This is a genomic window from Streptomyces sp. NPDC088246, from assembly GCF_044741025.1.
Classification (GTDB): Bacteria; Actinomycetota; Actinomycetes; order Streptomycetales; family Streptomycetaceae; genus Streptomyces.
Window position 1 is genome coordinate 179220 of the sequence record NZ_JBIURV010000001.1, and the last position, 19030, is coordinate 198249.

At 70.8% G+C, this 19030-nt stretch carries 17 protein-coding genes and 1 pseudogene; 13 read left to right on the forward strand and 5 right to left on the reverse strand.

From position 1 onward, the window contains the following. Positions 1-12: 12 nt before the first annotated feature. The 5 genes from ACIPEK_RS00840 to ACIPEK_RS00860 all read left to right on the forward strand — a co-directional run bounded on the left by ACIPEK_RS00840 (position 13) and on the right by ACIPEK_RS00860 (position 4198). Complete coding sequence (locus ACIPEK_RS00840; RefSeq protein ID WP_078852680.1) at positions 13-171, forward strand: DUF3311 domain-containing protein; 159 nt, start codon at positions 13-15, stop codon at positions 169-171. Continuing rightward, on the forward strand, positions 168-1709 hold the full coding sequence (locus tag ACIPEK_RS00845; protein ID WP_401989493.1) for a sodium:solute symporter: 1542 nt from the start codon (positions 168-170) through the stop codon (positions 1707-1709). Before ACIPEK_RS00840 ends, ACIPEK_RS00845 begins: the two co-directional genes overlap by 4 nt. Before the next feature lie 297 nt (positions 1710-2006). Then, positions 2007-2339: a DUF6412 domain-containing protein gene (locus ACIPEK_RS00850; protein WP_401989494.1), complete on the forward strand. Its 333-nt coding sequence runs from the start codon at positions 2007-2009 to the stop codon at positions 2337-2339. A gap of 91 nt (positions 2340-2430) precedes the next feature. Further along, positions 2431-3201 (forward strand): YidC/Oxa1 family membrane protein insertase, encoded by a 771-nt coding sequence (locus tag ACIPEK_RS00855; protein ID WP_401989495.1) that lies wholly within the window; start codon positions 2431-2433, stop codon positions 3199-3201. Positions 3202-3337: 136 nt separating this feature from the next. Then, the gene (locus tag ACIPEK_RS00860) at positions 3338-4198 is read left to right on the forward strand and encodes a fumarylacetoacetate hydrolase family protein (RefSeq protein ID WP_401989496.1); all 861 of its coding nucleotides are present in this window, start codon (positions 3338-3340) and stop codon (positions 4196-4198) included. On the opposite strand, the pseudogene ACIPEK_RS00865 reads toward ACIPEK_RS00860, so the two are convergent. The 5 genes and pseudogenes from ACIPEK_RS00865 to ACIPEK_RS00885 form a co-directional block, all read right to left on the reverse strand. Continuing rightward, positions 4195-4512: pseudogene (locus tag ACIPEK_RS00865) on the reverse strand (transposase); the annotation flags it as partial. The gene ACIPEK_RS00860 and the pseudogene ACIPEK_RS00865 overlap by 4 nt on opposite strands. 196 nt (positions 4513-4708) lie before the next feature. Continuing rightward, positions 4709-7036 (reverse strand): collagenase, encoded by a 2328-nt coding sequence (locus ACIPEK_RS00870; protein ID WP_401989497.1) that lies wholly within the window; start codon positions 7034-7036, stop codon positions 4709-4711. Positions 7037-7944: 908 nt separating this feature from the next. Then, entirely contained in the window at positions 7945-8508 is a 564-nt protein-coding gene (locus ACIPEK_RS00875; protein ID WP_401989498.1) for a Uma2 family endonuclease, read from the reverse strand. Between the two features lie 246 nt (positions 8509-8754). Beyond that, on the reverse strand, positions 8755-9234 hold the full coding sequence (locus tag ACIPEK_RS00880; protein WP_401989499.1) for a heme-degrading domain-containing protein: 480 nt from the start codon (positions 9232-9234) through the stop codon (positions 8755-8757). Further along, on the reverse strand, positions 9231-10391 hold the full coding sequence (locus tag ACIPEK_RS00885; protein ID WP_401989782.1) for a Gfo/Idh/MocA family oxidoreductase: 1161 nt from the start codon (positions 10389-10391) through the stop codon (positions 9231-9233). The genes ACIPEK_RS00880 and ACIPEK_RS00885 overlap by 4 nt, the downstream gene beginning before the upstream one ends. 56 nt (positions 10392-10447) lie before the next feature. Between ACIPEK_RS00885 and ACIPEK_RS00890 the strand changes: the two genes are divergently transcribed. The 8 genes from ACIPEK_RS00890 to ACIPEK_RS00925 all read left to right on the forward strand — a co-directional run bounded on the left by ACIPEK_RS00890 (position 10448) and on the right by ACIPEK_RS00925 (position 18956). Beyond that, complete coding sequence (locus tag ACIPEK_RS00890) at positions 10448-11608, forward strand: ROK family protein (protein WP_401989500.1); 1161 nt, start codon at positions 10448-10450, stop codon at positions 11606-11608. A 320-nt stretch (positions 11609-11928) separates the two neighbouring features. Then, positions 11929-13317: a hypothetical protein gene (locus ACIPEK_RS00895; RefSeq protein WP_401989501.1), complete on the forward strand. Its 1389-nt coding sequence runs from the start codon at positions 11929-11931 to the stop codon at positions 13315-13317. 82 nt (positions 13318-13399) lie between these two features. Beyond that, positions 13400-14170 carry a GntR family transcriptional regulator gene (locus ACIPEK_RS00900; RefSeq protein WP_401989502.1) on the forward strand — a complete coding sequence of 257 codons (771 nt, stop codon included), beginning with the start codon at positions 13400-13402 and terminating at the stop codon, positions 14168-14170. Positions 14171-14312: 142 nt separating this feature from the next. Then, complete coding sequence (locus tag ACIPEK_RS00905; RefSeq protein ID WP_401989503.1) at positions 14313-15437, forward strand: TIGR03364 family FAD-dependent oxidoreductase; 1125 nt, start codon at positions 14313-14315, stop codon at positions 15435-15437. Further along, positions 15434-16141 (forward strand): phosphonatase-like hydrolase, encoded by a 708-nt coding sequence (locus ACIPEK_RS00910; RefSeq protein ID WP_401989504.1) that lies wholly within the window; start codon positions 15434-15436, stop codon positions 16139-16141. Before ACIPEK_RS00905 ends, ACIPEK_RS00910 begins: the two co-directional genes overlap by 4 nt. After that, complete coding sequence (locus tag ACIPEK_RS00915) at positions 16138-17229, forward strand: ABC transporter ATP-binding protein (RefSeq protein WP_382941754.1); 1092 nt, start codon at positions 16138-16140, stop codon at positions 17227-17229. Before ACIPEK_RS00910 ends, ACIPEK_RS00915 begins: the two co-directional genes overlap by 4 nt. Beyond that, positions 17222-18172, forward strand: a complete 951-nt coding sequence (locus tag ACIPEK_RS00920; RefSeq protein WP_401989505.1) for a 2-aminoethylphosphonate ABC transporter permease subunit — start codon at positions 17222-17224, stop codon at positions 18170-18172. Before ACIPEK_RS00915 ends, ACIPEK_RS00920 begins: the two co-directional genes overlap by 8 nt. Further along, positions 18159-18956 carry an ABC transporter permease gene (locus ACIPEK_RS00925; RefSeq protein WP_401989506.1) on the forward strand — a complete coding sequence of 266 codons (798 nt, stop codon included), beginning with the start codon at positions 18159-18161 and terminating at the stop codon, positions 18954-18956. The genes ACIPEK_RS00920 and ACIPEK_RS00925 overlap by 14 nt, the downstream gene beginning before the upstream one ends. Positions 18957-19030: the final 74 nt, after the last annotated feature.

The window sequence follows — 19030 nt, forward strand, 5'->3', positions numbered from 1 at the left end:
CAGTTGTTGTGGTTGCTGGTCCCCTACGTCCTGTACCTGGGGGCGCTGCCGTTCGTGAACCGGGTCCGTCCCGTGGTTCTCGGGCTGCCGTTCCTCTTCGTATGGCTGCTCGGGGCGACCCTGCTGACACCCGTCGCCGTATGGCTGACCCGACGGGGGGACCGCCGGTGAACGCCGCAGTCGCGACCTCCGTCTTCGGGTTCTTCATGGTCGTCACCGTCGCCCTCGGGCTGCTCGCGATGCGCGGGCGGCGGCGAGGGAGCGGCGAGGGTGGCGGGCTCGCGGAGTGGTCCGTGGGCGGGCGCAGCCTCGGGACCGTGTTCATCTGGGTGCTGATGGCCGGCGAGGGCTACACCAGCTTCAGCTACCTGGGCGCCGCGGGATGGGGCTACAACTACGGGGCGCCCGTGCTCTACGTGGTGGCGTACATGTCCTGCGGTTACGCCCTCGGCTATGTGGTCGGGCCGACGCTCTGGGCGTACGCGCGCAAGCACGGGCTCGTCGGGATCACCGACATGGTGGCGCACCGCTTCGGACGGCCCTGGCTCGGTGCGCTGGTCGCGGTCCTCGCGACCGTCTTCCTGCTGCCGTACATCCAGCTCCAGATCACCGGCATGGGCGTGGTCGTCTCGACCATCTCCTACGGTGCCATCAGCCTGAACTGGGCCTACTTCATAGCCTTCGCGGTCACCACCGGCTTCGTCGTGGTGAGCGGGCTGCGCGGCAGCGCGTGGGTGTCCGTCCTCAAGGACATCCTCGTGATCGCCACCCTCGGCTTCCTCGCCTTCTATGTACCGATCCACTACTTCGACGGCTACGGGCCCTTCCTCGACCGGCTCGTCACCGAGAAGAGCCAGTGGCTGACCTTCCCCGGGCACGGGGACAGCGGGCTCGGGCAGGCATGGTTCATCACCACCTCGTTCCTCAACTCCCTGACCGTGGTGATCTTCCCGACGACCGTCGCCGGCTATCTCGGCGCGAAGAACGCAGACGTACTGCGCCGCAACGCGATGTGGCTGCCCGCCTACAACGTGCTGCTCTTCGTGCCGATGCTGCTCGGCATGGCCGCTCTCTTCGTCGTGCCGGGGCTCGTCGGCGCCGAGTCCAACCTGGCGCTCTTCAAGCTGGTCGTGGACTCGCTGCCGGCCTGGGCGGTCGGCGTCATCGGTGTGGCGGCGGCTCTGTCGTCGATCGTGCCGATGGCCGTCTTCATGCTGGTGATCGGCACGATGTGGGGGCGCAGTGTGCTCTCGCTCGTGCCGCGGCTGGAGCGGCGGCAGAAGGGCGCCGCCCAGACCGTCGTGGTGGCCGCGGGGGTGATCGCGCTCGTGCTCACGTACACCGCGCCGAACACCCTCGTACGGCTCTCCCTCATCTCGTACGAGGGGATGGCGCAGCTGCTCCCCATGGTGCTGCTGGGGCTGATGTGGCGGCGGCTGACCCTGCTTGGGGCGATGAGCGGGCTGGTCGTCGGCGTGGGCGTGGTGTGCGGGTTCGTGTTCACGGAGAACGATCCGGTGTGGGGGGTGAACGCGGGCATCGTGGCGCTCGGCGCCAACCTCGCCGTGGCGCTCGCCGTGACGTACGCGGGCCCGCGCGAGCGCGACGACCGGCCGGACAGCGAGGTGCTCGCGCGGGACGAGATCGGGGTTCCGGAGGACGGGGCGGACGCGGAGCTCAGCGGCGCTCCCGCAGGAGCAGGACACTGACCGTCGCCGACAGGGCCAGGCCCACCGACAGCAGCAGTGCGCCGTCCGCGCCCGAGCCCGTCGCGGTGATCGCGATCGTCAGCGGCGGCCGTAGTCGTCGGCGAGGCTGCCCACGATCAGGAACGGCTCGCGCCGCACCGGCTGCTGCGGCCGCTGGAGACCGATCGCGCCTGAGCGCGGAGGGGTATGCCGGACCCATCGTGTATAACGGCTGGGGAGCCGAACGCACACCTGCGCGAAAAGCGTGGCTGCGTGAGTCCGGCCGTCAGGCCGCGAAGGGGAAGAAGGGAGGGGCCGATGAGCGGTGACGTGAACCGTCTGCGCGGTGGCCTCGCCCGGCTGCTCCGCCCCCTGGGGCTGCTGCTCTTCCTCGTCACCGAAGTCTTCCTCGCCGAAGGCGGCAGCCTCTCCGCCGCCGTCGCGCTCGCCGCCACGGCGGCCGCCGGCTCCGCGCTCGCCGTCGCTTCGGTCATCAGCGCCCGCTGCGCCGCCCCCGTGCCCCGCACCCGGGTCCGTACGGCCATGCGCGACCGGGAGAAACGCACCGCGTTCCTGCCGCAGCGAGACCCGGACGCCAAGGGGCGCAGACGCCCCCGAGCCCCCGGCTGCGCCCTTCCGACGGCCGCGTAGGGGCTCACACCAGCAGTAGCCACCTCTCGCGGTTCGTCATGCCGAGTTCGCTCTTCTTCCCGGCAAGACGAGACCCCCGGAGGGCTCACCCATGTCCGTCATCATGTCCGCGTTCGCCGCCCTGGTCGGCGCGCTGGCCGATGTGCTGCACCCGCTCTTCCAGAGCGCGTCCGCCGCCGCCGCGATCGTGCTGTTCACGGCGCTCGTGCGGCTCGCCGTGCACCCGCTGTCGCGGGCCGCGGCGCGAGGGCAGAAAGCCCGCACCAGGCTCCAGCCGCAGATCGCCGAGCTGCGCAAGAAACACCGCAAGAACCCCGAGCGCATGCAGAAGGCGCTCATGGAACTGCACAAGGCGGAGAACGTCTCGCCGCTCTCCGGCTGCCTGCCGAGCCTTCTGCAGATGCCCGCCTTCTTCCTCCTCTACCACCTCTTCTCCAGCCAGACGATCGACGGCCACCCCAACGAGCTTCTCGGCCACCAGCTCTTCGGCGCCCCGCTCGGCGAGCACTGGCACGACGCGCTCGCGCACGGCGGACCGTTCGGGGCCCAGGGCATGGTCTACCTCGGCCTGTACGCGATCGTCGCCGTCGTGGCCACCTTCAACTACCGGCGGACGAAGCAGCAGATGGCCGCCAACCCCGTCACCCCGACCACCGGCCCCGACGGACAGCCGGTCCCGGGCATGGGCATGATGACGAAGCTGATGCCCCTGATGTCCTTCGCCACGCTTTTCACCGTCTCCGTCGTACCACTCGCCGCCGCGCTGTACGTCGTCACGAGCACCACCTGGACCGCGGTCGAGCGGGCTTTCCTCTATCGCGACATGCCGGCCGCGGGCACCGCCATGGCCACCGCAGCGTGATCGGGGCGGCCAGTGCGCCGGTCCAGTGTGTGAACAGGGTCTTGCAGAGTGATCGGATGTCTTGGACGATCGGACAAGCCTGCGATGGCCGACACCCATCCGCCGGGCCCGATCTCGACCAAGGGGAGAAAGACCGTTGAAGCTGCTTCGTGTGGGTACGGCAGGCGCGGAACGACCGGCACTGCTGGACGAGGACGGAACCCTGCGTGACCTGTCGGGAATCGTCACCGACATCGACGGCACGCTGCTCGCCGACGAGTCCGCGCTCGCCCGGGTACGGGCCGCCGCGGCCGCGCCCGGCGAGCTGCCCGCGCTCGACGCCGAGGGGCTGCGGGTCGGGCCGCCGCTCGCCCGGATCGGCAAGATCGTGTGCATCGGGCTGAACTACCACGACCACGCCGCCGAGACCGGTGCGGAGATTCCCGCCGAGCCGATCCTGTTCTTCAAGGCGCCTGACACCGTCGTCGGGCCCGACGACACGGTGCTGGTGCCGCGCGGCAGCGTCAAGACCGACTGGGAGGTCGAGCTCGCGGTCGTCATCGGGCGCACCGCTCGCTACCTGGAGTCTGCCGAGGAGGGGCTCGCACATGTCGCCGGATACGCGACGGCGCACGACGTCTCCGAGCGCGAGTTCCAGATCGAGCGCGGCGGCACCTGGGACAAGGGCAAGAACTGCGAGACGTTCAACCCGCTGGGGCCGTGGCTGGTGACGGCGGACGAGATCGCCGACCCGCAGGCGCTGTCGCTGAAGCTCTGGGTCAACGGTGAGCTGAAGCAGGACGGCACGACGGCCGACCAGATCTTCCCCGTGGGTGAGGTGGTCCGATACCTCAGCCACTTCATGACCCTGTACCCGGGCGATGTGATCAACACCGGGACGCCGGCGGGGGTCGCGCTGGGGCACCCCGAGCCCAAGCCGTATCTGAGGGCGGGGGATGTCGTGGAGCTGGAGGTCGCGGGGCTGGGGCGGCAGCGGCAGGAACTGAAGGGTGCCTAGCAGGAAGACGGTGCGCCTGGGGCGGTTCGGGTGAGGTCTTTGAGCCAGATCATCGAGGCGCGTAGGTGGAGTCCGGCAAGGTAGCTGTCCGGGGTCTTGTCGTACCGGATGGCGATGCCTCGCCAGGCCTTGAGCTTGTTGATCAGACGCTCGACGGTGTTCCGTTCCTTGTAGAGGTCCGCGTCGCGGCTGACAGGCTGGCCGCCTGCGGAGCCCTTCTTCTTGCGGTTGGCGGCCTGGTCCTTCTTCTCTGGGATGACCGCCTTGATGCGGCGTTTCCGCAGGTGGGCGCGGTTGCCGCGGGACGAGTAGGACGAGGTCGGGCTGCGGCTGCATCCCGACAAGCTCACGCAGTCCGCCCGCCACCGGCGACCTGGTCGGGCGGGGACAGCACTGCGTCCCGCCGCCCGACGACGGCGGGACGCACGCCCAAGCCCCGTTTTCCGGCAGTGTCACGCCGGCGGGGGCCTTCCCTGCTCGGCGGACCTCGGTGGGTTCCGGTGGAGCGGCCTACTGGTACTGCGTGGTGACGCTCACGCCGCTGAAGTCCTGCTGTCCGGCGGCGAGGCTGAAGTAGACCCAGCCGGACGGCGGGTTGTCGATGGTCAGCGTCTCGTTGTTGCCGGCGTTGGTGGACTTCGCCTGGTACGAGGTGGTGGTGGCCCAGCTGGTGCCGTTGTAGTACAGGTCGGCGTTGCCGGTGCCGCCGGTGCTGGTGATGGTCAGGTGCTGGACGCCTGCCGGCAGGTACAGGAAGTGGCTGCTGTAGTTGCCGGTGGTGGCCGCGAGTTTGTCCCGGCGGCAGTTCTTGTCGAATTGGCGCGGGTCTGCGTTGGTGCAGAGCGGGGTGGACGGGGCCTCCGGCAGGGGGCCGCAGTTGTCAGTCGCGCAGGTGGTCGTCAGCCAGGTAGCGAAGCCGGCGTCGTAGCTGGTGCCGATGGTCTGCTTCAGGAAGGTGCGGGCACCGCTCCAGTCACCGGTGCGGTACTTGCCGAGCACGGTCTCGATGTCCGCGGGGTGCGCCTGCAGCATGTAGCGGACCGCCAGGAAGCCCCACCGGTAGACCCGGGTCGAGTTGACGTCGGAGTCCTCGTCCTGGCCGTAGACGGTGTCGAACAACTCGCTGAGCTGGTAGGTCTTCCTGCCGGCCTCGGCGATCGCGTCGGCGTTGCGCTCCTGGCGGTAGCCGTACGAGATGTTCTCGGCGATGCCCTCGACCCACCAGATGGTCGGCGTGGTCTGGCCGGCGTCGAAGTCGCCGTGCATGTTGTAGCGGCCGTCGAGGTAGTGGGTGTACTCGTGGTTGAGGTTCCAGATCTCGAACTTGGGGCGCAGCCAGGACGCCTCGTGGGCGATGAAGCGGGCCTGGTTGCCCGGCTTGGCCGGGTCGCCCTCCTCGTACATGCCGCCGTTGTCGACGTCGATGTCGTAGATGGCCCAGGCGTACAGCGAGTACTGGGTGTAGTCGTCGAAGACGACGACCTCCAGGTCGGTGTTCACGTCACCGGGGATCGCGCCCTTGTCACCGATCACGCGGTGGAAGTAGGCGTCCTGGTTGATCAGGCTGGTGCAGGTGGTGGCCAGCTGCCCGGGGGACATGTCCTGGGCGCGGATCTTCAGGCCCGGGGTGCAGGTGTGCTGGATCGGCAGGACCACCGGGAGCACGCGGCTGCCCAGGTCGCAGATGCCGTAGGCCGTGCAGTTGCCCTTGTCGTACTGACGTGTGGCCCAGCCCAGGTTCATGGTGATCGGGGCGGTGGGGCCGACGTTCGGGTAGCGGTTGATCAGGTCCTTCAGCAGCGGCCGGACCCGGTCCTTGAGCTCGGGAACGTCGAGGGCGTAACCGAGGAAGCGGCCGACATTGCTGATGACGTCCAAGCGGTTCAGCTGCGTGTCGTTGCGGGTGATGAAGTCGGCCCAGGTGTTGAGGATCGCAGGGTCGGCCTTGAGCGCGGCCCGCCAGCCCCGGCCGTCGTTCTTGGTATCGAAGCCGTTCTCGACGACGCGCTCGGCGTTCTCGAGGGAGAGGGTCATCCGGCTCGGCCAGGTGGCGTCGTAGTTGGCGAGCAGCCACTTGACGACGCCGGCGTACCGGCCGGCCTCGTGGGTGCTGTCGATCAGCGTGACGACCTCGTTGAGCGTGTCGCCGTTGGCGTCGGTGACGTCCTTGCTGCGCGGGGCGGCGAAGAAGGCGTCCAGCGCGCCGCGGGCCGAGGCCTGCAGTGCCGTGCCGTAGTCACCGACCACGTCCTGGTGGTTGTCCTGCACGTAGTAGCCGGCGCGCAGGAACATCACCAACTGGCCCACGGAGGTGCTGTTGTCGCCCGGGTAGGTGGCGGAGGCGTCGCGCAGCGCGTTGGCGACGGTCACCATCTGGGGCTCGCGGAACGTCTTCCCGGCGTCGGTGCCGGTGAGGTTGAACAGCGGGTAGGTGCAAGTGACCCTGGGGAGGGCCTTGAGCTGCTGAATCAGCGCGCTGCCCGTGGCGTTGATCACTCCGGACAGGTCGCCGCATTCGTTCCCGCCGGCGGCGGCCGACTGCTTGCCGGCCTTGACGGGCTCGGCGGTCGGGGCGGCCGCCGGGGCGGACTCTTCGATGGAGTCCTGCGAGGAGATCTTGAAACCGGAGCCGTCGGTCGTGGCGTCGGGCGACTTGGGGACCGGGATCGACCGCGGCGCCGAGGCCGCGGGTCCGGCAGCGTTGGCGCCAACCTTGGTCACGGCGCCGACGGGGGTGGCCTGGCTCTGCGGCGTGAGCAGGCCGAGCGCGATGAAGAAAGCGGCGCCGAGCGCAGAAAGCCTGCGCGCGTTGGCCGTTGATATCCGGGAGGGGCGCATCTGAGGGGGCCTCCGGGGCCTTCGTGGCCGCACGTTGGGCATGCGGGCAATCGATATGTGACATGTAAAATTGCACATGTGGCATCGCGCGGGAAGGCCCCGGACCGGATTGCCGTCCGTCGCAAACCGAAATGTTGTCAGATCGGCGGCCCCGGAAGGCCGTCGCGCGCCCACCCGCCCGTCCCGGCCGCCGCTCGTTCGAACTCTCTGGGCTCCCTGATCGCTGTGGAATACGGCTCCGGCCAGGTGTGCTGCGCCGACCCCGCACTGCTCCGCGTGTACGTCGGTCTGCCCTTCACGTACGCCCAGAACCGCCTCGCCCATGTCGAGCAGCCGGCCTGGCGTGCCATCAGGCCGACCGCCGACCGCCGCCGATACCGATACATGCCGCGAGCCCGAACCAAATGGTCCGGGTTCGCGGGCTGTCTGGCGACGGCGCTGGACGCGGATCGCCTCGATCGGGGATCACGCATTGTCCAGCGCGCTCTCCCCGTCGGGGACTGCCTTGGTGTCGAACGTCTTCGTGATGGCCGGGGCCGACCGACGGGCGCATGCGCTATGGTTGATCTTGGAAGTTTCCGCAACTCACGGCGACTGACGCTGCGTTGGTGGTCCAAGGAAAGACACCCCGCTTCCTGCGGGGAAATGCAGGTGCAAGGCCTGCCCAGCGCTCACTCACGAAGCCCTTCCCCCGCCGGGGGAAGGGCTTCGTCACGTTCCCCGCGTGCCCTGGAGAACTTCCGCGCGGCCTTCACCCACGAAGACCCCGCAACAGTGACCGCGAGGCGCGCGGCACCGTGATCTACCAGGTCCGGCAGTCCTGGGCCCACCCCGCCCCCGGCGACATCGACGACGCAACCGTGGAGACGGCGCTGTATCCCCCGCGCACCTTCCGCTTCGTGCGGCGCTCAGGCGGGCGACAGTCCGCCCGTGTCGAGGTTCAGGTTGAACGGATCCGGCAGGTGCAGCACGGTCCCGAACGGGTGGGGGCCGTCGACGCGGGTGTAGCCGAGGTGGCCGGGTTCGGAGAACAGAGTGATGCTGCCCTCGATCCGGTCGACGAGGAGGTAGAGCGGGGCGCGGTACTCGGCGTACCGGCGGCGTTTCACGATCCGGTCGGTTTCCGCGTTCGATTCCGAGGTGACCTCGACGACGAGGAGCGTCTGGTCGGGGAGCAGTGCTCCGCCGCCTTTGGCGAGCTCCTCGGGGACGACTGCGATGTCTGGGACGTACCAGTTCGACGACCCGGGCAGGTCCAGGTTCCCGGACCCTTCGACGCATCCGAGTTCGTCGACGCGGTCCTCGAGCTGCCGGCGCACTACTCGGGCGGCGCGTTCGTGGTCCCAGGTCGGTGACACGGGCTCGATGATCCCCTCGATGATCTGAACACGGTCCCCGCGGATGTGCTGGACGGCGTATTTGAGGGCGCGTTCGGAGTCGATGCCGTGGCTGTAGTCGGGTGCGCTCGCCATTTGTCCCGCCTCTGATGGTGGTGCTCAACAGCATCATGCCCCGACTCCTGCCGGGACGTGCCGGTGCTCAGCGTTTCACGCGGCCGCGGATGGCCAGGGCGGCGAAGCCGAGGAGGACGGGGCAGGCCGCCGGTGGAGCCCTTCTTCTTGCGGTTGGCGGCCCGGTCTTTCTTCTCCGGGATGACCGCCTTGACAGATCGGAGGGGTGGGGTGCCGCGTCGGCGGCGCCCCACCCCTCCTTTCCCGTCACGCGCCGATCGTCGTCGCGAACTGTTCCAGCGCCTCGACCACCAGGGCGTGGTCCTCCGCCTGGGGCAGGCCCGAGACCGTCACCGAGCCGATGACGCCCGCGCCCTCGACCGCGATCGGGAACGAACCGCCGTGCGCGGCGTACGTGTCCGGGTCCAGGCGCGAGGACTCGTCGAAGGTCGTCCCCTTCGACCGGAACCGGGATCCGACCAGGTACGAGCTCTCGCCGTACCGTTCAACGACCCTGCGCTTGCGGTCGATCCAGGCGTCGTTGTCCGCGCTCGATCCCGGCAGCGCGGCATGGAACAGCTGCTGTGCGCCGCGGCGGATGTCGATGGCGACCGGGGCGTGCCTTTCCCGGGCCATCGAGACGAGCAGGCCGCCGAGCGCGTACGCATCGTCGTAGCTGAAATGCGGCAGCGTCAGTCGGCGTTCCTGAGCGATGAGTTCGGAGATGGTCGGAGCGGTGGGGTTCATGGGGTCTGCTCCTCGGTGTCGGTATCGGCGGAGGCGGACGGGGTTACGGCGGGCAGGGGCACGGTGACGCCCTCGCGGGCCGAGCGGCGCGCGGCCTCCAGTACGTCCAGGGCAGCGGCGGCCTGGAGGGCGGTCACTGGATTGTCACCCTTTCCGCGCAGTGCGTCGGTGACCGCCGCGTAGTACGCGGGGTAGTCGCCCGGCAGCGTGCGGACCGGGGCGCCGCCGCCGGTCAGCGGGGACTCGCCCGAGCCGATCCGGCCCCACAGCTCCTCGGGCTCCTCGCCCCACGGCCGGTTCGCCGTCGGACGCGCGCCCGCGCGCAGGTCGGCCTCCTGCGGGTCGAGGCCGTACTTCACATAGCCCGCGGCCGAGCCGAGCACCCGGAAGCGCGGGCCGAGCTGGGCCGTGGTGGCGCTGACGTACAGATGCGAGCGGACCCCGTTCGCATGGGTGATCGCGAGAAACGTGTCGTCGTCGGCGGCGGCGCCCGGGCGGCGTACATCGGACTCCGCGTACACCTGTACCGCCGGTCCGAACAGGACGAGCGCCTGGTCGACGACATGGCTGCCCAGGTCGTACAGCAGCCCGCCGATCTCCTGGGGGTCGCCCGACTCGCGCCAGCCGCCCTTCGGCTGCGGGCGCCACCGCTCGAAACGGGACTCGAAGCGCTGTACGTCCCCCAGCTCACCGTCCGCGACCAGGCGGGCGAGAGTGAGGAAGTCATTGTCCCAGCGGCGGTTCTGGAAGACCGAGAGCAGCAGCCCGCGCTCCTCGGCGAGGGCCGCGAGCTCCCGCGCCTCGGCGGCCGTACCGGCGATCGGCTTGTCCACGACGACCGGCAGACCGGCCTCGATCGCGGCGGTCGCGATCGGGACATGGGTCCTGTTCGGCGACGCGATCACGATCAGATCGAGTTCGTCCGCGCGCCCCCACAGCTCCTCCGGCGACGCGGCGAACCGTACGTCGGGGAACTCGGCGCGCGCCTGCGCCTGCCGCTCCTCGTTCGAGGTGACGACCGTGTCGAGGACGAGGCCCTCGGTCGCGGCGATCAGCGGGGCGTGGAAGACGGAACCCGCCAGGCCGTAGCCGACGAGTCCGACGCGCAGGCGGGTCTCGGACAGCCCGGGCGTCTCGTGAGTCCAGTTGCCAGTCATGCCTGCCACTTAAGCAACGCTGTTGCCAAAGTGCAAGCGACAGGGACAATGGGGCTGTGAACAGGAGTAATAGCGGCGCGAACCTGCCGACGCTGCGCAGCCACAATGCGGCGTTGGTGCTGGATCTGCTGCGGGTGGCGGGCGAGCGCGGCATCAGCAGGCTCGAACTCGCCGAGCGTACGGGGCTCACGCCGCAGGCCGTCAGTAAGATCACCGCCCGGCTGCGCGCCGAGGGCCTGGCGACCGATGCGGGTCACCGGGCCTCCACCGGGGGCAAGCCGCGCACCGTGCTGCGGCTGGTGCCGGACGCCGGGTACGCGGTCGGCATGCACCTGGACCGCGACGAGCTGACGGTGGTGCTCGTCGACCTGGCCGGCGCGGTTGCCGCCAGCCGTACCGCCCCGCTGGACTTCGGCGCCCCGGCGGACGAGGTGGTCGCGGTGGCGGCGTACGCGGTCGCGGCGGTACGGGACGGGGGCGCGCAGCCCGTGGAGTTGCCGGTGCTCGGGGTCGGCGTGGCGGTGCCGGGGCCGCTCGACCACCGGGGCGGGGTGCTGCACCGCGTCACCGGGTTCCCGCAGTGGGACGGGTATCCGTTGCGGGACGCGCTCGCGGCGAGGACCGGGCTGCCCGTCGTCGTCGACAAGGACACCAACGCCGCGGCCCTGGGCCTCGCCCTGCGCGCGGCGGGCGCGGGCGACTTCGCGTATCTGCACCTCGGGACCGGGCTCGGCGCCGGGCTGGTCCTGGGCGGGGGGCTGCATCGCGGGGCCCGTACCGGGGCCGGTGAGTTCGGGCACCAGACCGTCCAGCTGGACGGGCCGGTGTGCAGCTGCGGGGGGCGCGGTTGCATCGAGGCGCTCTGCCTCGCCGCCGTCGCCCGCGGTGATGTCGCGGAGGCCGCACGGGTGCTGGGTACCGGCGCCGCCAACCTCGTCGGGCTGCTCGACATCGACCGGGTCATGCTGGGCGGCCGTACCGTCGCCGCCGACCCCGATGCGTACGTACGAGGCGTCCGCGCCGTGATCGACGAGCGCGCCCGGCTGGGCGGCATCGACGCGCCCGTGCCGGTCACCGCCGCCGGGGGAGGGGACCGGCCGGTCGCGGAGGGGGCCGCGCAGCTGGTCCTGGCCCCGCTGTTCGGGCGGGTCGCGGGTGCGGACGTCGCGGGTGCGGACGGAGGCGCGGTCCTGGTCCCGTGGTCGCCCGGCGGCTGAGGGCGGCGGGTTCGGCTCCGGTCCTGTGGTCGCCCGGCGGCTGAGGGCGGCGGGTTCGGCTCCGGTCCTGTGGTCGCCCGGCGGCTGAGGGCGGCGGGTTCGGCTCCGGTCCCGTGGCCGCCCGGCGGCCGAGGGCAGAAGCGCGGACGCGGGGCACAACTGAGCTGATCGAGCGGTTGCGGGCCGCCGGCCGGGCGGCCCTCCGGCATGTCGGTGCCGGTCGCCTCGCGCGCGCGTGGCAGCGTCGCGGCCCAGAGCCGGTGAACTCCGGCGCACGGGGCGAGCCGACCGTCTCGCGAGCAGCGAAGGGTGCCCCCCACATGCCCCCCACACCGCCCCCGTCCGGCAGACCTTCCACTTCCACCCCTGCGTCCATCTCCGCGGCCGGTCCTGTATCCATCCCGCTGTCCTCCGCCGCCTCCATCCCCGTATCCGCCGCCTCCGCGCGTCCCCCCTCGCCCCCGCACGCGCTCCCCGGGCGGACGCGGCACGGGCTCGCGCTCGGGCTGGCGGCGGCGAGTGTGGTTCCCGCCGTCCTCGGTGGAACATCCGCCACACCCGCCTCCGCCGTACCTTCGGCCACCCCGGTTTCGAAGCCGGACTCCGCCACCGCCGACCAGCAGCCCACCTGCGGTGATCCCGAGGCGAGCGATTTCCCGATCAGCACCCGTATCCACGGCGGCCCGGACACCTACGCATCCGGCGGCGGCTACGGAACCTGGTTCCTGGACCTCACCAACACCACCACCGAGTCGTGCCGGGCCATCCATCCTGTGCTGGTTCTCACCGACGAGGACCGGAAGCTGACCTCCGACCAGATCCAGCTGGAGTTCTCCGAGCCGAGCCGTCCCGATGTGGAGCACCGCGTCACCTGGGAGACCACCGACCAGGACGAACACATCGGCGTCTTCGGCGGCGACGGCGCCGACTCCTTCGAGGGCTTCACCATCCCCGCGGGCCGTACCGTCACCGTCGAGGTCCGGATGGCGTTCTCCTCGGACACCAGCCCGGGCCGGATGACCGCCAATGCCGCGATCGTCCAGCGGCAGCCCGCAGCGAGCGGCGGGACCGGGAAGGACGACGGGTCCTGGGTCGGCGAGTCCGGCGAATACCCCTTTGCCGTCGTCGACGACAGCGGCGAGACCGGAGAGATCGGCGAGACCGGCGAGACCGGGGAGGTCGGTGGGACGGGGGAGGTCGGTGGGACGGGGGAGGTCAGCAGGACGGGGGAGGTCGGTGGGACGGGAGAGGCCGGCAGGACTGGCAAGGCTGGCAGGACGGGGGAGGTTGGCGGGACGGGCGAGGTCGGCAAGACAGGGGAGGGCGGCAGGACGGGGGAGATCGGCGGGACCGGGAAGGTCGGCGACACTCCCCGCGACACCCTGCCCGACGAAGCCAGGCCCAGCGCCACCGCCGACACCGCCGGTACCGGTCGCGCCGCCGACACCGCCGGTACCGGTCACGCCGCCGACACCGCCGGCACCGGTCACGCCGCCGACAGCGCCGGTACCGGTGACACCACCGGTGCCGGTGACGCTCCGCGGCCGCTCGCACCCGGCCGGACCCCTGCCGACAGCTACCTTCCCGAGCTGGCCGCAACCGGCCCGGCCACTGTTCCGTACCCCGGCATCACCGTTGCCGGGTTCCTGATCGGCGGCGGGGCCACGGTGGTCTGGTCCCGCCGCCTGCGCCGCAGCCCCCGCCCCTGAACCGCCCCTTCCGCACCCGTCGTCAGGCCCGTCCGCGCCTGGGCGTTCACGGGTGTTCATGTCCGTCTGCCACCATCGGGCCGTGGACTACCCGTACGACCAGACACCTGGCGCACCCATCCGTTCCGGCATCCCGGAGCACGGCCGTATCCCCAAGTACTACGCGGTCAAGGCTCGTGTATCCCTCCTCATAGAGGAGTTGGGCGAGGGCGGCATACTGCCCACCGAACGCGATCTGGCCGAGCGCTACGAAGTCTCGCGCGAGACAGTGCGCCAGGCGCTGCGCGAACTCCTGCTGGAGGGGCGGCTCGCCCGCCAGGGGCGCGGCACCGTCGTCGCGGGCCCCAAGCTGGAGCAGCCGCTCTCGTTGGCGAGCTATACGGAAGGCGTACGCCGCCAGGGCCGCACCCCCGGCCGTCACCTCATCGGTCTGGAGCGGTTCCCCTGCCCCGAGGCGCTGGCCACCGACATCGGGGTGGGGAGCGGCGAACCGGTCTGGCACCTGGAGCGGGTGCTGCTCGCCGACGACGACCGGGTCGGCCTGGAGAGCACGTACGTCTCCGTCGCCCGCGTACCGGATCTCGACAAGGGATTCGACCCCGACTCGTCCTTCTACGCCTACCTCCGCGACCGGCTCGGGATCTCCTTCGGCGATGCGGACGAGCGGATCGAGACCGTGCTCGCGACGCCGCGAGAGGCGCTGCTCATCGGCACGCCGCCCGCACTGCCCATGCTGCTGATCCACCGGATCTCGCGCGATACGGACGGGAAGCCGCTGGAGCGCGTACGGACCCTTTTCCGCGGGGACAGATTCTCCTTCACCGCACACCTGGGCGCGCAGGGCGGACGCTGAACGACCCTGGACACGGCAGCCGCCGATCGACTCATCATGATAACGGAAATGTAACGGGTCTAGTCCAAGCTTGGGGCTCGGTTCACCCTCCCGTTGCCGTACCGATCCGTACGGGTCACCGGCCCCGAGGAGCGTAGCCGTCGTGAGAGTCATCGTCGTAGGAGCCGGCGTGGTGGGAACCATGCACGCCTGGCACGCAGTGAACCGCGGCCACGAGGTCGTACAGATCGAGCGAGAGAGCGAGGCGCGCGGGGCATCGCTCCGCAATTTCGGACAGATATGGGTCAGCGGCCGGGCCGGTGGCGAGGAGCTGGAGACCGCACTTCGCGCCCGTGAGTTGTGGGAAGGCATCGGGGCCCGGGTCCCCGGCCTCGGTTTCCGGCCCTGCGGCTCGCTGACCCCGCTCCGCACCGAGCTGGAGACCGCCGTGGCAGAGGCGGCCGTCGCCCGCCCCGACGCGGCGGCCCGCGGCTACAAGCTGCTCACCGCCGACGAGGCCCGAGCGATCAACCCCGCGCTGCGCGGCGGCTTCACCGCCGCCCTCTGGTGCGAGCGGGATGCGGCGGTCGAGCCACGCACCGCCCAACTGGCACTGAAGCAGGAGCTGCTGAAGTCCGGGCGGTATACGTACCTCGGTGGGCGTGAGGTCCGCGAGGTGAGGGGTACCGCCTCCGTCCGCGACGACCACGGCGATGTGCACACCGGTGACGCCGTGATCCTGGCCACCGGAGCCTGGCTCGGCGGACTCGTCCGCGAACTGGCCGGCCCCGATCTGCCCGTGCGCCGCGTACGCCTCCAGATGATGCAGACCGACCCGCTCGGCGAGCCGCTCACCACCTCCGTCGCCGACGCCGACAGCTTCCGCTACTACCCGGCGTACCGGAGCGAGGCGCTGGACACCCTCAACGCCCGGCAGGCACAGGCGCCGACCGCCGCCGAGCACAGGATGCAGCTCCTGATGGTGCAGCGCCGCGACGGCGGACTGACCATCGGCGACACCCACGAGTACGAGCACCCCTTCTCCTTCGACACCGTCGAGGAGCCGTACGAGCACCTCACCGGAGTCGTCGAATCCCTCCTCGGCCGCCCGCTGCCGAGGATCCGCCACCGCTGGGCCGGGGTTTACGCCCAGTGCACCGACGCCGGCCGGGTCGTCCACCGCCGGCAGGTGCGAGACGGCGTCTGGCTGGTCACCGGACCGGGCGGCCGCGGCATGACCTGCTCACCCGCAATCGCCGAAACGACCGCCGACGAACTGGGCTGGTGAAGAAGTTGACTTCGCAGAATCCCCTCGACCTGATCGTGCTCGACATGGCCGGCACCACCGTCGCCGACGGCGGCCTCGTCGAGCAGGCCTTCTCCGCCGCGGCCCAGCGCCTCGGCGTGGCGCCCGGCTCCGCCGACCACGCCGGGAAGCTCGACTACGTACGCGCCACCATGGGCGAGTCCAAGATCTCCGTCTTCCGCCACCTCTTCGGTGACGAGGACCGGGCCCAGCAGGCCAACACCGCCTTCGAGGAGGCGTACATGGAGCTGGTCGGCGGCGGCCGTATCGCGCCCGTCCCCGGCGCACGCGCGGCGATCGAGGAGCTGAAGGCGGCCGGCCGCACAGTGGTCCTCACCACCGGGTTCGCGCGCGTCACCCAGGACGCGATCCTCGCCGCACTCGGCTGGCAGGACCTGGCCGACCTGACCCTGTGCCCCGCCGACGCGGGCGGGCGCGGGCGCCCCCACCCGGACATGGTCCTCGCCGCCTTCCTGCGCACCGGTGCGGTGGACGGCGTCCAGCAGACCGTGGTCGCCGGGGACACCTCGTACGACATGCTCAGCGGCATCCGCTCCGGGGCCGGGATCGTCGCGGGCGTGCTGACCGGCGCACACGACAAGGACCAGCTGACCCGCAACGGGGCCACTCACGTCCTGCGTTCGGTCGCCGAGCTGCCGGACCTCGTCGCCCGGGCGGAAGCATGACCGGCGGGGCCACCGGCGGGATCCGTTTCGATCAGGTCAGCGTCGCCTACGGCGGGAACACCGTCCTCGACCGGCTCGATCTGACCGTCGAACCCGGCGAGGTCATGGCGCTGCTCGGGCCCTCCGGGTCCGGCAAGACCACCGCCCTGCGCGCCGTCGCCGGATTCGTGCAGCCCGCCTCGGGCCGGGTGTACCTCGGCGACCGAGATGTCACCGGGCTGCCGCCGCACAAACGCGGCATCGGCATGGTCGTCCAGCAGTACGCCCTCTTCCCGCACATGCGGGTCCAGGACAACGTCGCCTTCGGACTCAAGGCCCGCAAGGCGGCGAAGGCGGAGATCCCCGAGCGGGTCGCCGAGGCCCTCGAACTCGTCGGCATGGCCGCCTACGCCGAGCGCTACCCGCGCGAACTCTCCGGCGGCCAGCAACAGCGCGTCGCCATCGCCCGCGCGCTCGCCATCCGCCCCGGCGTGCTCCTGCTCGACGAACCGCTCTCCGCGCTCGACGCCCAGCTGCGCTCCGGAATGCTCGCCGAACTGGCTCGACTGCACCGGGAGTTGCCGGACGTCTCCATCCTGTACGTCACCCACGACCAGGTCGAGGCGCTCACCCTCGCCGACCGGATCGCGGTCATGGACAAGGCGCGGCTGCAGGACTGCGGCACTCCGCAGGAGCTGTACCGCCGTCCGCGTACGGAGTTCACCGCATCGTTCGTCGGCAACGCGAATCTGCTGCCGGTCACCGTCGCCGACGGCGCCGACACCGTCGACTTCGCGGGGCGCGCGCTCGACGTACCGACCGGCGAAGCGGCCGGCGGTGCCACCGCCACCCTGTGCGTCCGGCCCCATCTGGTCGGGCTCGGCGACGGGCCCAACGCGCTGAGCGGCACGATCGCCGAGGTGCAGTGGCGGGGCTCCACCCACCGGCTGTACGTCGACGTCGACGGGCACCGGGTCAAGGCGGACCTCCGCGAGCTGCGTGAGACGCCGGCGCTCGGTGACACGGTGACGCTGCACTTCGCCGCGGAGGACGCGGTGCTGCTGCCTGCGGGCACGGCACCGGGAACCGGGGGAGGGGCGCATGCCTAGCGCGCTGACCGCGGACGTCCGCCCGGGACCGTCGGACAGCCGGTCCGTCCTCAGGCGGCGGACGGGCTCGATCGCCGGCCCGCGCAAGCCCATCGAGGGCCCGGACCGGGGTGCGGGCGACCGCCGGATCCCCCGCTTCGTCTGGGCGCTGCCGCCCGTCGCCGTCCTCGCGCTCGTCTTCCTCTACCCGCTGGCCCTCGTCGTTCAGCAGTCCGTCAGCCCGGACGAGGGCGGCACCTCGCTCGCCCCGTACGGTGACGTGTTCGCCTCCGAGTCGTTCCGCTCCGCGCTGACGACCACCGTGTGGCTGGCAGTCGGTTCGACCGTCGGATGTCTGGTGCTGGGCTTCGTCCTGGCCATGGTCATCGCGTTCGTGCCGTTCCCCGGAGGCAGGGCGGTCGCCAAGTTCATCGACGTCTTCCTCTCCTTCCCGTCGTTCCTGATCACGCTCGCCCTGCTGTTCATCTACGGCAATGCCGGCATGGCCAACGGCCTGTGGACGGACGTCACCGGGGCATCGAACGGGCCCTTCGACTTCCTCACCACCCCGTGGGGTGTGCTGCTCGCCGAGGTCACGTACTTCACCCCGTTCGTGATGCGTCCGCTGCTCGCCGCGTTCTCGCAGCTCGACACCGCGCAGCTGGAGGTGGCGTCCTCGCTGGGCGCCAGGCCGGCCCGGATCGTGCGGCAGGTGATCCTCCCCGAGGCGCTCCCCGCGCTCGCCGCGGGCGGCAGCCTCGTCCTCGTGATGTGTCTCAACGAGTTCGGCATCGTGCTGTTCACCGGTGCGAAAGGGGTCACGACCCTGCCGATGCTCGTCTACAGCAAGGCGATCCTGGAGTCCGACTACCCGTCCGCCTGTGTCGTCGCCGTCGTCAACATCGCGATCTCCGTGGGTCTCTACAGCCTGTACCGGATGGTGAGCCGCCGTGTTGGTGCATAGCCGAACGGGGAAGTGGGCCGCCTGGGCCGTGTTCTTCGTGCTCTTCGTCCCGCTGTTCGCGGTGCCGCTGCTGGTCGTCCTCGCCGCGTCGTTCACCACCAACTGGTCCGGCGCCCTCCCCTCGGGCCCGACCACCGAGCACTACGCGGCCGCGACCGGCGGCGACTCCCTCCAGGCCCTGACCACCAGCCTGATCACCGCCGTCAGCGCCAGTCTGCTCGCCCTCGCCGTCGGCTCCTGGGCCGCGCTCGCCGCCGCCTCGCTGCGCAGGCGCGGCAGGAGGTTCCTCGACGCGTTGTTCATGTTGCCGGTCGCCGTGCCGTCGGTCGTCGTCGGCCTCGCCGTGCTCGTCGCGTTCAGCAAGCCGCCGATGCTGCTGAACGGGACGCGCTGGATCGTGATCCTGGCGCACACGATTCTTGTCACGGCGTTCGCCTATTCGTCGGTTTCGGCGGCAATAGTGCGTCTTGACCCGATGTACGAACAGGCGGCGGCCAGTCTCGGCGCCCGGCCCTCGTACGTCCTGTGGCGCATCAAGCTGCCGCTCCTGCTGCCGGCCCTCACGGCGGCCGCAGGGCTCTGCTTCGCGCTGTCCATGGGTGAGTTGAGCGCCACGATGATGCTCTACCCGCCGGACTGGACACCGCTCCCGGTGCAGATCTTCGCGGCCACCGACCGTGGCTCGCTGTTCACCGGAGCGGCCGTCGCCGTGGTCCTGATGGGAACGACGCTGCTCGTGCTGCTCGGCGTCGCCCGAATCCGTACCAGGGCCTCGTACCGCTGATCCGTCGATCCATGGATCGGCCGACACCCCCGTACCGACTCCGGCCGGTTTCCGGCCGACATCCAGGAGATACG

What these genes read in the sequence shown, in the direction of transcription:
- ACIPEK_RS00875 (WP_401989498.1), bottom strand. Translation starts at nt 8,508, where the DNA reads ATGGCGAGCGCACCCGACTACAGCCACGGCATCGACTCCGAACGCGCC.
- ACIPEK_RS00870 (WP_401989497.1), bottom strand. Translation starts at nt 7,036, where the DNA reads ATGCGCCCCTCCCGGATATCAACGGCCAACGCGCGCAGGCTTTCTGCG.
- ACIPEK_RS00920 (WP_401989505.1), top strand. Translation starts at nt 17,222, where the DNA reads ATGCCTAGCGCGCTGACCGCGGACGTCCGCCCGGGACCGTCGGACAGC.
- ACIPEK_RS00855 (WP_401989495.1), top strand. Translation starts at nt 2,431, where the DNA reads ATGTCCGTCATCATGTCCGCGTTCGCCGCCCTGGTCGGCGCGCTGGCC.
- ACIPEK_RS00850 (WP_401989494.1), top strand. Translation starts at nt 2,007, where the DNA reads ATGAGCGGTGACGTGAACCGTCTGCGCGGTGGCCTCGCCCGGCTGCTC.
- ACIPEK_RS00885 (WP_401989782.1), bottom strand. Translation starts at nt 10,391, where the DNA reads ATGACTGGCAACTGGACTCACGAGACGCCCGGGCTGTCCGAGACCCGC.
- ACIPEK_RS00915 (WP_382941754.1), top strand. Translation starts at nt 16,138, where the DNA reads ATGACCGGCGGGGCCACCGGCGGGATCCGTTTCGATCAGGTCAGCGTC.
- ACIPEK_RS00880 (WP_401989499.1), bottom strand. Translation starts at nt 9,234, where the DNA reads ATGAACCCCACCGCTCCGACCATCTCCGAACTCATCGCTCAGGAACGC.
- ACIPEK_RS00895 (WP_401989501.1), top strand. Translation starts at nt 11,929, where the DNA reads ATGCCCCCCACACCGCCCCCGTCCGGCAGACCTTCCACTTCCACCCCT.